15 protein-coding genes are annotated in these 15,646 nt (G+C 74.0%); 4 read left to right on the forward strand and 11 right to left on the reverse strand.

All coding sequences use genetic code 11. From position 1 onward, the window contains the following. Positions 1-33: 33 nt before the first annotated feature. Entirely contained in the window at positions 34-729 is a 696-nt protein-coding gene (locus tag HNR61_RS16475) for a histidine phosphatase family protein (protein ID WP_182844052.1), read from the forward strand. Between the two features lie 21 nt (positions 730-750). Here HNR61_RS16475 and HNR61_RS16480 read toward each other — a convergent pair whose 3' ends face one another. The 9 genes from HNR61_RS16480 to HNR61_RS47755 form a co-directional block, all read right to left on the reverse strand. Further along, a complete protein-coding gene (locus tag HNR61_RS16480) occupies positions 751-1,503 on the reverse strand; it encodes a LamB/YcsF family protein (RefSeq protein WP_182844053.1) in 753 nt (250 codons plus the stop codon). Between the two features lie 20 nt (positions 1,504-1,523). Beyond that, positions 1,524-2,324 (reverse strand): putative hydro-lyase, encoded by an 801-nt coding sequence (locus HNR61_RS16485; protein WP_182844054.1) that lies wholly within the window; start codon positions 2,322-2,324, stop codon positions 1,524-1,526. Between the two features lie 29 nt (positions 2,325-2,353). Beyond that, positions 2,354-2,722 (reverse strand): UCP033725 family protein, encoded by a 369-nt coding sequence (locus HNR61_RS16490; RefSeq protein ID WP_182844055.1) that lies wholly within the window; start codon positions 2,720-2,722, stop codon positions 2,354-2,356. Further along, a complete protein-coding gene (locus tag HNR61_RS16495; RefSeq protein WP_182844056.1) occupies positions 2,719-4,278 on the reverse strand; it encodes a TY-Chap domain-containing protein in 1,560 nt (519 codons plus the stop codon). The genes HNR61_RS16490 and HNR61_RS16495 overlap by 4 nt, the downstream gene beginning before the upstream one ends. A 79-nt stretch (positions 4,279-4,357) precedes the next feature. After that, on the reverse strand, positions 4,358-5,755 hold the full coding sequence (locus tag HNR61_RS49185) for a TY-Chap domain-containing protein (protein ID WP_220509441.1): 1,398 nt from the start codon (positions 5,753-5,755) through the stop codon (positions 4,358-4,360). 101 nt (positions 5,756-5,856) lie between these two features. Continuing rightward, the gene (locus tag HNR61_RS16505; protein WP_182844593.1) at positions 5,857-7,386 is read right to left on the reverse strand and encodes a hypothetical protein; all 1,530 of its coding nucleotides are present in this window, start codon (positions 7,384-7,386) and stop codon (positions 5,857-5,859) included. A gap of 171 nt (positions 7,387-7,557) precedes the next feature. Next, on the reverse strand, positions 7,558-7,875 hold the full coding sequence (locus HNR61_RS16510; RefSeq protein ID WP_246442957.1) for a hypothetical protein: 318 nt from the start codon (positions 7,873-7,875) through the stop codon (positions 7,558-7,560). 174 nt (positions 7,876-8,049) lie between these two features. After that, positions 8,050-8,715, reverse strand: coding sequence for a cytochrome b/b6 domain-containing protein (locus HNR61_RS16515; protein ID WP_067814508.1), 666 nt, complete (start codon positions 8,713-8,715; stop codon positions 8,050-8,052). Further along, positions 8,660-9,352, reverse strand: coding sequence for a molybdopterin-dependent oxidoreductase (locus HNR61_RS47755; protein ID WP_220509442.1), 693 nt, complete (start codon positions 9,350-9,352; stop codon positions 8,660-8,662). The genes HNR61_RS16515 and HNR61_RS47755 overlap by 56 nt, the downstream gene beginning before the upstream one ends. An 83-nt stretch (positions 9,353-9,435) precedes the next feature. Between HNR61_RS47755 and HNR61_RS16525 the strand changes: the two genes are divergently transcribed. The 3 genes from HNR61_RS16525 to HNR61_RS16535 all read left to right on the forward strand — a co-directional run bounded on the left by HNR61_RS16525 (position 9,436) and on the right by HNR61_RS16535 (position 14,357). Then, the gene (locus HNR61_RS16525) at positions 9,436-10,047 is read left to right on the forward strand and encodes an HhH-GPD-type base excision DNA repair protein (RefSeq protein ID WP_182844057.1); all 612 of its coding nucleotides are present in this window, start codon (positions 9,436-9,438) and stop codon (positions 10,045-10,047) included. A 294-nt stretch (positions 10,048-10,341) separates the two neighbouring features. Next, a complete protein-coding gene (locus tag HNR61_RS16530) occupies positions 10,342-12,480 on the forward strand; it encodes a SpoIIE family protein phosphatase (RefSeq protein ID WP_246442959.1) in 2,139 nt (712 codons plus the stop codon). Between the two features lie 266 nt (positions 12,481-12,746). Beyond that, positions 12,747-14,357, forward strand: a complete 1,611-nt coding sequence (locus HNR61_RS16535) for an RNA polymerase sigma factor (RefSeq protein WP_182844059.1) — start codon at positions 12,747-12,749, stop codon at positions 14,355-14,357. Positions 14,358-14,433: 76 nt separating this feature from the next. Here HNR61_RS16535 and HNR61_RS16540 read toward each other — a convergent pair whose 3' ends face one another. Further along, positions 14,434-15,174 (reverse strand): YaaA family protein, encoded by a 741-nt coding sequence (locus HNR61_RS16540; protein ID WP_182844060.1) that lies wholly within the window; start codon positions 15,172-15,174, stop codon positions 14,434-14,436. Between the two features lie 121 nt (positions 15,175-15,295). Then, positions 15,296-15,526 carry a DUF7455 domain-containing protein gene (locus tag HNR61_RS47760; RefSeq protein WP_067814514.1) on the reverse strand — a complete coding sequence of 77 codons (231 nt, stop codon included), beginning with the start codon at positions 15,524-15,526 and terminating at the stop codon, positions 15,296-15,298. Positions 15,527-15,646 lie beyond the last annotated feature (120 nt).

Consider the following 15,646-nt stretch of genomic DNA (forward strand, 5'->3'; position numbering starts at 1 on the left):
CGACCAACGCCACCACCACCGTAGGGTGCGGGTGTGGGCGGGCGGGACGAGGTGGTCGAGTACCGGCAGGAGCGCTACCGGCCTCCCGCCGGTGCGGTGACGGTGCTGCCGGTGCGGCACGGGGCGTCGCGGGCGGCGCGGGCCGACGCGCCGTTCCCGCTGGTCGACGGGCACGCCGACCCCGAGCTGGCGGCGGAGGGGCACCGGCAGGCCGAGCGCGTCTGCGCCCGGCTCGCCGGGGAACGCCTCGACGCCGTCTACGTGACCACGCTGCGGCGCACCGCGCAGACCGCCGCGCCGCTGGTCCGGCGGCTCGGGATCGAGCCGCGCGTGGAGGCCGACCTGCGCGAGGTGCACCTCGGGGCCTGGGAGGGCGGCCTGTTCCGGAGGATGGTCGCCGAGGACGCCCCCGAGGCGCGGCGGCTGTGGGCCGAGGAACGCTGGGACGTCATCCCGGGCGCGGAGCCGAACGAGGCGCTGGCCGCGCGGGTGTGGCGCGGGATCGACCGGATCGCCGCCGCGCATCCGGGCGGGCGCGTCGCGGTCTTCACCCACGGCGGCGTGATCGCCCAGGCGCTGTCGCTGGCCGCCGGGGCGCGCCCGCCGGCGTTCCTCGGGACCGACAACTGCTCGATCTCGGAACTGGTCGTGATCGGCGAACGCTGGTCCGTGCGCCGCTTCAACGACACCGCCCACCTGGACGGCCCCGGGGACGGCGCGCTCACCTGAGGCGGGACGGCCGGTGCGCGCTCAGGCGAACGGCCGCGGGGTCACCCCCGCCGCCTCCAGGGCGGAGCGGACGGCGCGGGCCAGCTCCACCGCGCCGGGGGTGTCGCCGTGCACGCAGACCGACCGGGCGTCGAGCCTCACCACCGAGCCGTCGACGGCGACCACCGTCCCGTCCGTCGCCATCCGCACCGCGCGCTCCACGACCGCGTCGGTGTCGTGGACCACCGCGCCCGGCTCGCGCCGCGACACCAGCCGCCCCTCGGGGGTGTAGGCGCGGTCGGCGAAGCACTCGGCCACCACCGTCAGGTCCTCGGCCGCCTCGTACACCGCCGAGCCCGGCAGCGTCAGCAGCGGCAGCGCCGGGTCGTAGGCGCGCACCGCGTCGGCCACCGCCCGCGCCTGCCCGGCGTCGCCGACGACCCGGTTGTAGAGCGCGCCGTGCGGCTTGACGTAGGCGACCCGGCCGCCCTCGGTCCGCGCGACGCCGTCCAGCGCGGCGATCTGGTACAGCACCTCGGCGGTCAGCTCGGCGGGCGCCACGTCCATCGCGCGGCGACCGAAACCGGCCAGGTCCCGGTAGGACACCTGCGCGCCGATCGTCACGCCGCGCGCGACGGCGTCCGCGCACACCCGCCGCATCGTCAACGGGTCCCCGGCGTGGAACCCGCACGCGACGTTCGCGCTGGTCACCACCTCCAGCAACGCCTCGTCGTCGCCCAGCCGCCAGATGCCGAACCCCTCGCCGAGGTCGGCGTTGATGTCGATGACCGCCATGGGACAGGTCTACCACCCGCTCACAGCGGCGCGTCGGGCACGGGTGGGGCGTCGGACACGTCGGTGACGAACATCCGCCCCGGCGAGTGCGTGATGGCGAACTCCGGCTTCGCCGCCAGCACCGCCGCCTGCGCCGTCACCCCGCACGCCCAGAACACCGGCACGTCGCCCGGCGCGAACTCCACCGGGTCCCCGAAGTCGGGCCGCGCCAGGTCGGCGATGCCGAGCGCCGCCGGGTCGCCCACGTGCACCGGCGGCCCGTGCGTCCCCAGACGCCGCGCGCTGACCTCGACGGCGGCGTCCACCATCGCGGGCGGGACCGGCCGCATCGACACCACCAGCGGGCCCGACAGCCGCCCCGCCGGGACGCACGGCCGGTCCGTCACGTACATCGCCACGTTCCGGTCCTGGCCGATGTGCCGCACCGGGACGCCCGCCGCCGACAGCGCCGCCTCGAACCCGAAGCTGCACCCGATGAGGAACGCCACCAGGTCGTCGCGCCAGTACCCCGTCGCGTCGGCGACCTCGGCGACCGGCGCGCCGTTCTCGTACACGCGGTAGGCGGGCAGGTCGGTGCGCAGGTCGGCGGAGGCCGCGACCTCGCGCGGATGCGGGTCGCCGGGGTCGGTGACCTCCAGCAGCGGGCACGCGTCGGGGTTGCGCTGGATGAACAGCAGCGTGTCGAGCGCCAGGTCCCGCGGCACGGCGAGCAGGTTCGCCTGCGCGTAGCCCCGGCACCATCCGCTGGTCGTCGCGGCCTGCGCGCCGGTCCGGAACAGCGCGCGGGCCTGGGTGGGGGTGAGGACGGACGGCTGTGACATGCCGCCCGTTATGCCCTCGAAACGAGGTCTTAGACGGTCTCCTCGTGCAGGTCCTCGACCTCGTCCGCCGGGGCCCACGCCTGGTACACGCCCCGGTCGAACGGCTCCAGCCCCATCCGCTCGGCGACGGGGAACCTCCCGCCGGTGTACTCCACGCGCAGCCACCCGTCGTGCTCGCCCAGCACCACGAACGGCTCGTCGCGCCACCGGCAGTAGGTGCTCACGTACGACAGGCGCTCCACCTCGGCCGCCGGGACGACCCGCACGTGCCGCTCCGGCCCCACCTCGGCGAACCCCTCGGCGGGCCCGGACCGGTACAGCCGCACCCGCGCGCCGTCCGGGCTGGCCTCGTACTCGGCGCCGTTCCAGCGTGCGTAGAACCCGTGCCGGATGCTCATCGTCCCTCCCCGACGCCCGCCGCCGGACCCGCGGGCGGCGCGCCGGCCGGGGCCTGGGGCAGCCGGATCCGCCACTGCCGCAGGTCGGCGTCGAACATCGCCACCAGCGTCACCCGTCCCGACGCGTGGATCCGGTACATCCGCGCGCCGTGCGGCAGCCGCTGACTGTTGATCTTGAATTCGGGGATCGCGGTCCCGTCGCCGGGCGCGTATCCCGACCCCGGGAACGGGGCCTTCTCGATGACCCACCCGCCCGGGATGATCCCCATGCTCCACTCGTCGATCCCGCCCAGCGGCGTCCGGAACAGCTCCGGCTTGGCCGCGGGCCACCGGATCACGTGGACCGCCTCGTCGGCGGACGAGAACGGCGTCCCCTCGTACACCAGCCCCAGCCCGCGCACGAGCTTGGCCGGGGTGTCCAGCTCCAGCACGTCGCCCAGCCGGTGCACGTACCCGGCGACGCGGTCGTAGCCGCCGTCCAGGTAGTGCGCCACGTGGTCGGGCCGGATCACCTTCTGCATGACGACCGCGCCGCCGTCGTCGACGGTCGCGGTGTCCTCCGGCTCCGGCGCGGGGGAGGGGGGCGGCTGCGGAGCGGACGGCCGCGCGGACGGAGCGTGACCGTTTCCGGCCACCGGCCGCTCGGCGGCCGAGGGCCCGGCGGCGACCGGCGGCTCGGCGGGCGGCGGTTCGGGGAGCGCCGGTTCGGGGAGCGCCGGTTCGGGGAGCGCCGGTTCGGCGGCGGGCGGCGTCGGCTGGAGGATCAGCAGCGCGGACGCGTCCAGGTAGGCCGCGCTCGGCAGTCCCGGGTTCACCGCGAGCCGCCAGTCCGGATGCGGCCAGTCCCGGGCCAGCCGCTCCAGCGTCGCGGGCCGGTGGTGGACCGCCTGGCCGCGCAGCGACCGGTCCATCGCCTCCGGCGAGGTGAACGCCAGCACGAACGTCCCGTCGCCGAACCGGGCCGTCGCGTACCGGTCCCCGGCCGCCGACGGGTCGCCCGGGGCGGGCAGGCACAGCGTGACGCCCGCCAGGAGCTCCAGGTAACGCCGCTGGTCACCGCGCTCCCGGGCGGCGGCCAGCGCCGCCTCCAGATCGGCCTCGGCGGCGCTGCCCGGCGTCCGCTCCGCCTCGGGGATCGCCACCGGGATGCCGAGGCCCGGCAGCGCCAGCGCCCCGCCCCCGGTCCGGCCGGCCTGGTACACCAGCTCCAGCGGCGTGCGCACCCCGTACACGTCGCGGAACGCCGCCGCCATCCGCGCCGCCAGCCGCCCGCACGCCTCGGTGAACGCGTCGTCGGCGGGGACGTTGTCCCACCAGTTGCGCCGCGCGTCGTCGTCGGGCGGTCGCCACCCCAGCCCGGCCAGCCGCCGTTCCTGCCGTCCCGACAGCGGCCGGGGCAGGAACGCGCTGCCGACCGCCTCGGCGTCCAGCACGTCGTCCGCCCGCATCGCCTGCGTGTAGGGCAGGCCGCCGGGCCCCTGCACGATCAGGAACGACCGGGCCGGGAGCCGCATCAGCTCGACGGCCAGCCGTTCGGCGAAGTCGTTCCAGTCCAATGGGTCCCAACCCTCGCGTGCTCGACCTGACGTACCAGAAGTTAGCCGCCCGGCCGGGCCCGCGGGACCCGACCCCGGCTCATTCGGTGCCGAGCGTGGAGGCCAGGTCGGTGCGGACCGGGGTCCAGACCCCGCCGATCGCGTCGTAGACCGCGACGAGCAGCTCGCCGTCGTCGGTGGCCTGCCACATCCGGGTGCCCTGCGACGGCCGGATGACCGGCGGCCCCGGAGTCGCGGGCGGCACCGGGGGCACCGGGGGCGCTGCGGCGGGCTCGGGCTCGGTGGGCGCGCCGTAGGGCAGCGCGGGGACGGGCTCCTCGGCCACCGGAGGCTCCGCGAGGGCCTCCAGGGGGAGCGGCGCCGGGGGCTCCACGGGAGGCGCCACAGGGGGCTCCGTAGACGCCACAGGGGGCTCCACCGGAGGCGTCACCGAAGGTACCGGCGGCACCGCCGGAGGCTCCACCTGAGGCGGCGTCGCCTGCGCCGCCGGCGGGGTCACCGGAGGCGTCGCCGGCGGTTCCGGCGCGGGGGCGGTGCGCTGCTGCTTGTCCAGGCGGGTCACCGTGGCGACGTCCAGGTGCACCTCGCTGGGCAGGCCCGGGTTGACCGCCAGCTGCCAGGCCGGATCCGGCCACACCGCCAGCAGCGCCCCGAACGAGGTGTTCTGCCAGCTCAGCGGCGTTCCGGGCAGCAGCAGATGGGCGGCGGCCAGCGCCTGCGGCGAGGTGAACACCGTGACGTAGACGCCCGACCCGATCGTGGTGGTCGGCAGGCCCGCGCCGGGCACGGCCGGGGCGGGGATCACCAGCGCGGCCGTCAGCAGCAGCTCGAAGTAGGTGGCGTGGTCGGCGCGCTGCTTGGCGTCGGCCAGCAGCGGCTCCAGCTCGTCGGGCAGGTCCGGCGCGGGCGCGGTGAACGTCTCCCCGAACGCCGGGGCCGCCCCGTTCGCGTGGGGGACGGCGCCGGTCCCGGCGGGCGGCGGGGCCTCCACCAGGGGCGGCAGCTCGCCGGTCGCGGGCCGGACGTGCTCGATCCGGCCGGGGTCGGCGACGTCGATCCCGAAGTCCGGCAGCTCGATCAGCCCGGTGCCGTGCCGGTGGAACGACTCGTACACCAGGTCCGAGGGCCGCCGCACGCCCTGCACGTCGCGCAGCGCGGTGACCATGACGTCGGCGAGGCGGCCGTGGTCCTCGGGGCCGGCGAACGCGGGCAGCTCGGTCCACCAGTTGCGCGGCGCGGGATCGCCGGGCGGGCGCCACCCGGCGTCGCTCATGACCTCCTCGTCGGCGAGGGTGAGCAGCAGCGGCCCGTCCAGGAAGTTGTTGCTGACGGCCTCGGCGTACAGCCGGTCCGGTTCGCGCATGGCCTGGACGTAGTGCCGGCTCTCCTCGCGCTCGCGCACGATGAGGATGGTGTCGGTGTCGAGCGCCGCCAGCTCACGTCCCAGCCGCCGGGCGAACTCGGACCACTCCAACAAGATCACTCCCTCAGCCCCGGGGACGTCCCCCGGTCCCCCGTACGCCCCATGCCAGAGATCCCGATGATTGTCGCCCCGGACGCTTTCTGGCAAACCGGACGTCACTCAGGTGGCGGTTCGTGACGCAGCACACGTAGCGCGTCGCGCAGCCCCTGCGGATCGTGACCGTGCCGCTCCAGCACGTCGATCAGCTTGTGGAGGACCTCGTGGCGCTCGTAGCCGACGTCCAGCAGCGCCTGGGCGGTCTCCCACAGCTGCGGCGGGTCGCCGTCCCACAACCGCCCGGCGAGCCGCTCGTGGGCGTCCAGGTGGGCCTCGTCGGCGCCGGGGTGCTCGAACTCCAGCAGGATGCGGCGGTCGCCGGGGTCGGCGGGGTCGAGCTTGGTCAGGTCGACCCTGCCGTGCTTGCCGTGCCGTCCCGGCAGCCGGTGCGTCCCCGACAGGAACGGCAGCGTGAACGCCCGCCGGGGCAGCGCCTCCAGGTCCCCGTCCGGCAGCAGCCGGTCCACGATCTCCCGGTCCAGCCCGAACGCCGACGGGTCGCGGTAGGACTCGGCGAACTTGGCGGTGGCGTCCCAGACGGCGTCGAGCGTCGCGCGCACGCCCTCCTCCGGCAGCCCGGTGCGCTTGCCCGCCCACCGCACCCACGCCGCCAGCACGTGCGGCACGGCCTCCTGCTCGGCCCTGGACAGCAGCACCTTGCGCGGCAGCCAGTCCAGCAGGAACATCTCGGCCTTCAGCGGCGACACCCGCAGCGGCCGCCCGAAGTCGTGGGCGCACCCGTAGTCGATGATCCGGTCCACGCAGCGGCTGGCCGCCGACCGGTCCGACAGCTCCTCGGCCTCGTCGGAGGCCAGGAACCGCGCGGCGAGCGTGGCGCGCCGGTCGTGGCCGTGCACGGCGGGCGCCGGGACCCCGCCGCCGGGCGGCAGCGCCCGCACCCGCGACCGCACGAACGCGTGGTAGGAGCCGAAGCTCTCGTTGACCGGCGGGTCGTCGACGGCGTCGGTGCGCTCCAGCGCCCGTTGCAGCAGCGCCCGCGTGTCGCGCGGATCGACCTCCTCGAACCGCATCAGCGGGTTCTCGCGGCTCTCCCGGCGGCAGTGCTCCAGCAGCTCGTCCACCCGCGACGACACCCACGCGTCGCGCACCATCCCCGGCGCGGGCGGGCGGCCCGAACGCGCCGGGGCGCTCGGCACCGGCTCGGCCTTGTTGCGGTCCACCAGGACCACCAGCGCGTGCCGGTCGGCCCCGCCGTAGGTGAACGTGCACACGACCGACTCCTGGTCGCCGTACACGTCGCGGGAGACGTAACACTGCCCGGGGGTGACCATGCCGACGTGCTCGGCCCAGCCGGGGCGGGCGACGCCGCGTTCCATCAGCTCCAGCGCGGCCTGCTCGGCGAGGGCCTCCTGCCGCCGGGTGCCGAGGTTGGCGATCCCGGTGAGCAGCGCCAGGGCGGCGGGCGTCCCGGCCCGCGCGGCGTGCCCGATCAGCGCCTCGCCGATGACCTCCTCGACGTCCCCGCCCGGCATCCGGTGCCCCCACCACGACCCGAGGATCTCGCTGACGATCAGCTCGGCGTCCAGCGGGGAGCGCACGGCCAGCAGCTCGCGGGCGTGCCGCAGCATCCCGTCGAAGATCGCCGAGACCTCGCCGGGGGGCTCGCGACGATCCCGCGCGGGGTCGCCGGAGGAACGGCGGGGGCTGCGCGAACTCACGTCTATAGCTTCGCAGATCCGTCGACGGGCGTTGCCCAGGACGCCGCCGTGCGGCCGAATTGGGACGGATCGCGACAGTCGTCAGCCGTCGACGCCGCCCTTCCCGGTGCCGCCGACGCCGCCGTCCGCGCGGTGCGGGACGTGCCCGGGCAGCGCACCGCCCCAGGGCCCGGCCGCCCGCCCCGACGGGGGCTCGGACTTGACCATGCCGATCAGGTGCTCACGCGCCATACGCTCCACCAGTGCCGGGGTGGGGTTGACGCCCAGATGGGTCATGACGGCCTGAACGTCGGCGACGCATCGCTCGACGGCGTCCACGGTGAAGGTCATGAACTCGGCCGCCAGCCGCCGGGCGAGCACCTGGCGGGTCTCGCTCCGGTGGTCGGCCAATGCAGGCATCAGCGCACTACCTCCGCGCCGCAGGGACCGGCGGACGGAATGACCGCCGGGTCGAGGCGCCGACCCCGATCGGAGGCCGCCGGGTCCGCGCCTCGTGCTCATTCCAACCCTTTCCCCGGCAGAGTCAAGACCTCCCCAGGTCGGGACCAGAAGATTCCACATAGTGTTCGCCGGTCACTCTCCCGGCGGTCCCTCCAGCCACCCCCGGTGGTGACGTGCCGCCCAGTCGCGGCCGACCCTCCCGGACCACATGCCGGCCAGCGCCCCGCGGTCCCGCGACGCCTCCCACAGGTGCCCGGCGGTCACGACCAGCACGGCCAGGAACAGCCAGTCGTGCACGAACGTCGCGCCCGTCCGCCACCGGTCGGGGAACGGCCCCGGAAACGCCATGATCGCCCCGGTGCCCAGCAGCACCAGCACCGCGCCCGCGGTGAACGCCGCGTTCAGCTTCTGCCCGGCGTTGAACTTGCCGACCGGCAGCACGCCCCGTCCGCCGACCGTCGCGCGCCGGTCGCGCCGCCGCAGCCACGCCCAGTCGTGCGGCGCGAACCGGTCCAGCCGCCGCAGGTCCGCCCGGAACGCCCGCGACGCCAGCCCCAGCAGCACCGGCGCCGGCAGCGCGAACCCGCACCACAGGTGCACCGTCTTGACTAATCCGCGCCGCCCCACCGCCGCCGACAGGGGCGGGAAGTACAGCAGCGCCGCCGTCACCAGGCACCCGAGCATCAGCAGCGCCAGCGCGTGGTGGACCCACCGCTCGGCCCGCGTGAACCGCTCGATCAGCTCAGGTGGGCCGGTCGTCGCGTCCGTTGGACCGCCCGACCCACGCGTCGACGTCATATCCGCGTTCCTCCCAGTATCCGGGCACCACGCGGTCCACGACCTCGATCCCGCCCAGCCACTTGAGCGACTTGTAGCCGTACATCGGCGCCACCAGCAACCGCGCCGGCCCGCCGTGGTCGTGGCTGACCGGCCCGTCCCGCATCCCCGTCGCCACCAGCACGTCGCGCCGCCGCGCCTGCTCCAGCGTCAGCGACTCGGTGTAGACCCCGTCGAACGACCGGAACAGCACCGCCCGCGCCCGCGCCGACGCCCCGACCGCGTCCAGCAGGTCCGGCAGCGCCACCCCCGACCACGCCACGTCCGGCACCCGCCACCCGGTCACGCACTGGAAGTCCCGCGTGATCCGCGTCTGCGGCAGCCGCGCCAGGTCCGCCATCGCGAACGCGCGCGGCCGCTCCACCAGCCCGCCCACCGTGATCCGGTGCTCGGCGGCCGACCGCCGCCGCACCGACGGCACCACCGAGTAGAACCGGAACCCGCCCGCCGCCGGCAGCAGGTCGCCCAGCGGCGCGACCGGCGCGACCGCCCGGTTCACGCCGTCCTGCACCGACGCGCCCACCACGACCCCGACCGCGCCGAGCCCGAGCATCCCCAGCACCACGCGCCGCCCGACGGGCCGCCCAGCTTCGTCCACACCCCCATCACAACACCACCGGCCCCCGCCCGCCACGCTCGGAGCCCGCCGGTAAGACTTCCGTCAGATCTAAGCTGTCGCGCATGCACGCGACGGTCCACCTCACACAACACCCCGAAGCCGACGCCCTCCTCGGCCGCAGCCCCCTGGCCGCCCTGACCGGCATGCTCCTCGACCAGCAGGTTCCGATGGAGTGGGCGTTCGCCGGGCCGTACACGATCGCCCGGCGGATGGGGGTCGATGATCTGGACGCCCATGACATCGCCGCCGCCGATCCCGAGAAGTTCGCGGCGCTGCTGTCGGAGAAGCCCGCCGTGCACCGGTACCCCGGTTCGATGGCCGAGCGCGTGCAGCAGCTGTGCCGGTACCTGGTGGAGCACTACGACGGTGACGCCGAGGCCGTCTGGCGGGACGTGCCCACCGGCAGGGAGCTGTTCGGGCGCCTGAACGCGCTGCCCGGCTTCGGCAGGCAGAAGGCGCAGATCTTCCTGGCGCTGCTGGGCAAGCGGTACGGCGTGCGGCCCGAGGGGTGGCGCGAGGCGGCGGGCGACTACGGGCAGGAGGGGGCCCACCGGTCGGTCGCCGACATCACCGGGCCCGAGTCGCTGGCGAAGGTGCGGGCGTTCAAGCAGGAGGCCAAGGCCGCCGCGAAGGCCGCGAAGGCCGCGAAAGCCGCGAAGGCCGCCGCCGGGTGATCCGGAGGTTCTTTACCCCTTCTTTGCCGATCGGGGACGGACCGGCGCACGACACTGGGACGCGACGCGACACAGATGTCCGTCAGCCCTTCCGTCCACGGCCAACCATCGGGATGATGAGAACCTGACTCCGACCGGTGTTGTGATGGAGGCGGGAGCGCTAGCCTGCTCCCATTCACGCATAGTGATGAAAACTTGCCGCGCGGTGCGGAACCCCCTGGGGCGGAGGTGTTGTCCATGAGCACCGAGACGTCCGTTCCGCATCCCCGGACCTCTGCGGTGGAGGGCCCAGACATGGACGCGTTCGACGACGCCCTGTACTCCGCCCTCATGAAGCAGGCCCCCGCGGGGATCGCGTACTTCGACACGGAGCTGCGCTGCCGCCGCGCCGGCGAGGCGCTGGCCGGGCTGCTCGGCGTGTCCGGCGCCGGCCTGGAGCGCCACACCCCCGCCCAGGCGCTGCCCGAGGCCCTGGCCGCCGAGGTCGAGGCCGCGCTGCGCGAGGTCCTGGCGGGCGAGGGCGCGCCGCTGGAGACCGACCTGATCGTGTCCGCGCGGGCCGACAAGCCCGCCGACACCGAGAACGCCGAGCACGCCGAGAACGCCGGTGGTGGCGGCCTTGCCGCGCCGCTGCCCCTCGGCACCGCCGGCGGCCTCGGCCCCGGCGACCGCGTCCTGTCGTGCCTGTGGCTGCCGGTCCGCGCCACCGACGGCGCCGTGCGCGGCGTCGCGCTGACCGCCCACGACGTCACCGAGCGCCGCCGCGCCGAGGAGATCATCCGCCGCAAGGAGCAGCGGTACCGCTCTCTGGTCGAGGCCTCCTCCCAGGTCGTGTGGGTGACCGGCCCGGACGGGCGGCCGCTGGACGACGCCCCCGAGTGGCGCGCGATCACCGGCCAGACCCCCGAGGACTACGCCGCCGGCGGCTGGCTCGCGGTCGTCCACGGCGACGACCGCGCCCGCGTCGAGGCGATCTGGAACGAGTGCGTCGCCGACGAGCGCGTCTTCGAGACCGGCTACCGCATCCGCACCCGGTCCGGCGGCCACCGCCACTTCGACGTGCGCGCCGTCCCGATCCGCCAGGGCGACGAGGTCATCGAGTGGGTCGGCGCCAACACCGACGTGACCGGGCAGAAGGAGGCCGAGGAGATGCGCGGCCGCCTCACCGAGCAGCTCTCGGCCGCCGCGCTGCGCACCGCCCGCCTCCAGCAGGCCACCTCCATGCTCGCCGAGGCGCTCACCGTCTCCCAGGTCGTCCAGGTGATCACCGAGGTCGGCCGGTCGGCGATCGGCGCCGACTACTCGGCGGTGGCGCTGCTGGACGACGACAAGCTGCGGCTGTCGATCGTCACCCCGTCGCCGCCCGGCGGCGAGACGGCCCCGCGCCCGGCCACCCGCGACGACATCCGGGTCAGCGACCAGACGGTCATGTCGGTCGCGGTCCGCGAGTCCCGCCCGTTCCTGGCCCAGCACCCCGACGAGCTGCGCCTCCAGCTGGGCCGCGACGAGGCCGAGCTGTTCACCCAGCACAACGAGGAGCGCGCCTGGGTCGGCCTGCCCCTGCTGGCCGCCGGGGCCCCGATCGGCGCGCTGCGGTTCTCCTTCACCCGCCCCCGCGAGATCACCGAGGAGGAGCGCGTCTTCCTGGAGGCCCTCGCCGGCCAGTGCGCCCTGGCCGTCGAACGCGCCCTGCTGTTCGAACGCGAGCACAAGACCGCCGAGGAGCTCCAGCGCAGCCTGCTGCCCACCGCCCTGCCGCAGCTGCCCGGCATGGTGCTGGCCGCCCGCTACAACCCCGCCACCCGCCACGTGCAGGTCGGCGGCGACTGGTACGACGTGTTCCGCCTCCCCGACGACCGCCTGGCCGTCGCGGCGGGCGACGTCATGGGCAAGGGCGTGCTCGCCGCCGCCGGGATGGGCCGCGTCCGCAACGCCCTGCGCGCCCTGGCCCTCAACGACCCCCGTCCCGCCGCCGTCCTGGCCGGGCTGGACCGCCTGTTCAGCGCCACCGAGGACGAGGAGCAGTTCACGACCGTCGCCTACGCGGTCATCGACCCCGAGACCGGCCAGGGCGCCTTCAGCAACGCCGGTCACCCGCCACCCCTGCTGATCTCCCCGGACTCCCCGGCCCGCGTGTCCTCCAACGAGCCGGGAACCCCGCTCGGCTGGCCCTCGCAGCGCCAGCAGACAAGTTTTTCCATCGAAACCGGCAACACTGTGGTCTTCTATTCCGATGGACTTGTGGAGAACCGTAGGCGTGGGGTGGACGCCGGGCTGGAGGAACTGGTCTCCGTCGCGGCCGACGCCCCACCTGAAGTGGTAGGAGATCCGGAAAGACTCGTCGACTTCCTGGTCGATCGGATGCTTGCAGGTTACGAGCAAGTTGACGATGTGACCGTACTCGCCCTGCACGTCCCGCCGAAGACCGTTTGAGGCCCGTTCGAACCCCGCCGTGGAGCGCGAGGAGACGGTGTAGTACGTACGAAGGACCGCCCAGCGCCCTCTAAGGTGGAGTGTTACCGGGTTGGACTACGAAGCGGAATGCGCAGCCGTGCCAGAATGCTTGACCCCAGTAGGAGCGGGTACGCTGCGGTCCCGCACAGGGTGGCCCCGCTCGGTGTGTGGTCCCACCCCGTGTGAGGCCGGGCCCGTCAGGGCACTTGGGTCAACCAAGCCACACGTTCGTTCGAGAGGTATTTGTGTCGCCTGCTAGCTCGACCTCGAAAGCTTCGGATCTGCACGAGCACGTCATCGCGCAGCTGATCGAGCGTGGACGGTCCCAGGGTTACCTCGATGCCGAGGACGTACGCCGTACGTTCGAGGAAGCCGACATCCCTGTCGAGAAGGCTCCCGGCATTCTGCGGAGCCTCAGCAAGGAGGGCGTGACCGTTGTGGTGAGCGCTGCCAACTCCGCTGCGCCCAAGCGTCGCAAGCCGACGCAGCCGCGCAGGCCCAAGACCGCCGCTGCCGCCAAGGAGCAGCAGCCCGAGACGGTGACCGCCGTCGTCGACGACGACGAGGCGGCCGCTCCCAAGCCGCGTGCCCCCAAGAAGGCCGCCGCGCCCAAGAAGCCCGCCGCCGCCAAGCCCAAGGCCCCCGCGGCCAAGAAGGACGCCCCGGCCAAGACCGCCGCCAAGGCCACCACCAAGAAGGCCAAGTCCGCCGACGACCCCGAGCTCGAAGAGGACGAGGTCGACCTGGACCTGACCGACCTGGAGCTCGAGGACGAGCCGGAGGTCGAGGTGGAGGTCGAGGTGGAGGAGGCCGAGGAGGCCCCCGCGCCCGTCGCCGTCAAGGCCGCCAAGCCCGACGAGCCGCCCGCCAAGACCGACGAGGAGGCCTTCGTCCTCGGCGACGACGACGAGGACGCCCCGGCGCAGCAGATCGCCGCCGCCGGCGCCACCGCCGACCCGGTCAAGGACTACCTCAAGCAGATCGGCAAGGTCCCGCTGCTCAACGCCGAGCAGGAGGTCGAGCTCGCCAAGCGCATCGAGGCCGGCCTGTTCGCCGAGGAGCGCCTGGCCGTCGAGGGCCACCTGATGTCCCAGGAGGACCTCGAGGACTACGAGTGGATCGCCGAGGACGGCCGCCGCGCCAAGAACCACCTGCTGGAGGCCAACCTCCGGCTGGTGGTGTCGCTGGCCAAGCGCTACACCGGCCGCGGCATGCTGTTCCTGGACCTGATCCAGGAGGGCAACCTCGGTCTGATCCGCGCGGTCGAGAAGTTCGACTACACCAAGGGCTACAAGTTCTCCACCTACGCCACCTGGTGGATCCGGCAGGCGATCACCCGCGCGATGGCCGACCAGGCCCGCACCATCCGCATCCCGGTGCACATGGTCGAGGTGATCAACAAGCTGGCCCGCGTGCAGCGCCAGATGCTCCAGGACCTGGGCCGCGAGCCCACCCCGGAGGAGCTGGCCAAGGAGCTCGACATGACCCCGGAGAAGGTCGTCGAGGTCCAGAAGTACGGCCGCGAGCCGATCTCGCTGCACACCCCGCTGGGCGAGGACGGCGACAGCGAGTTCGGTGACCTGATCGAGGACTCCGAGGCGATCGTCCCGGCCGACGCGGTCAGCTTCACCCTGCTCCAGGAGCAGCTGCACTCGGTGCTGGACACCCTGTCCGAGCGCGAGGCGGGCGTGGTGTCGATGCGGTTCGGCCTCACCGACGGCCAGCCCAAGACGCTGGACGAGATCGGCAAGGTGTACGGGGTGACCCGCGAGCGCATCCGCCAGATCGAGTCCAAGACCATGTCGAAGCTGCGCCACCCGTCGCGCTCCCAGGTCCTGCGCGACTACCTGGACTGACCGGGAGTCGCGCACGAACGTGTGACGGCAGGGGCCCCGTTCCGGACGACCGGAACGGGGCCCCTGCCGTTCGGGGTCAGCCGGGGAGGATCACGTCGAGGTGGGCGCCGTCCAGCTCGGCGGCGTACCCGAGGTCCGTCACGGCCTTGAGCAGTTCCTCGGGGGTCTCCGGGGACGCCCCGGCCTTGATCAGGTCGTGGGCGACCCTGCCCCGCGTCGCCTTGGCCATGTGGCTGACCACGGTGCGCTGGGGAGCGCCGTCCAGGATCCGTTCCCGGAACACCCGCACCGCCACCGCGGGCCGGGGCGCCTTCCACGCGGCCATGTACGGGCCCGACCGCATGTCCACGACCAGGCCGTCCGGGCGCAGCGCCTCCTTCAGGGCGGGGCGCCACACGGCCGAGACCCGGCCCTGGCCGGGCAGCGTCACGCCCATCGCCAGGCGGTAGGGCGGGATCCGGTCGGTGAGCCGCAGCGCGCCCCACAGCCCGGAGAAGATCACGATCTGCCCGGCGGCGCGTTCGAGGTCCAGCTCGCCGATCGCGAGGTTGTCGTAGAGGACGCCGGTGTAGAGCTCGGCCGCCGGCAGCGCCGGGGCCTCGCGCAGCGCCCGGTTCCGCGCCAGGGCCTCGGCCGCCTGGCCCGCGGGAAGCCCCAGCACCTCCGGGGCGTCCCCGCGCCGGCTCGCCTTCCCCAGCGCGTCCATCATCCGTTCCCGCGTGGGGCGCAGTTCCGGGAAACTGAGCGCCGCCGGGTCCAGCGGCGGCCCGTCCTGCGCGACGGACTTCTTCTCCGATGGCGGCAACAGAATGTGCACGGTCCCCCCGAATCCGGTGAATACGGCCACGCTTCAGCCGGGCCGCACTCCAGGATAGGAAAGGCGAACGGCGGCCATCGTCGCCGATGACCGCCGTTCCGGGATTCTTCTATGTCAAGGGCTACCGCTCCTCGACGGCCGCGGCCGCCGGGGTTTCGCGAAGCCGGTCGCTCTCGTCCTGAATGTCGGCCCCGTTCGCACGGAGCGCCTCTGCGTACTTGCGTCCGTGGTGGGCGCAGAACAGAAGGTCGCCGCCGCCTACAAGGACTGCTCGGACGTAGGCCTGGGCGCCGCAACGGTCGCAACGGTCGGCGACGGTCAACGGCTTGGTCGGGGCAAGGGCTCCAGTCACGGCACCTTCCTCATGCTCGGGGTCGGTACTTAGGAGAACATCTAACCCGACCAGGACGTTCCCAACCTGGATCCGCGTACGCCCAGAGCAGAATGCGGCCAATAGTGACCGAGGTCACAC

This window comes from Actinomadura kijaniata, from assembly GCF_014138665.1.
GTDB lineage: Bacteria > Actinomycetota > Actinomycetes > Streptosporangiales > Streptosporangiaceae > Spirillospora > Spirillospora kijaniata.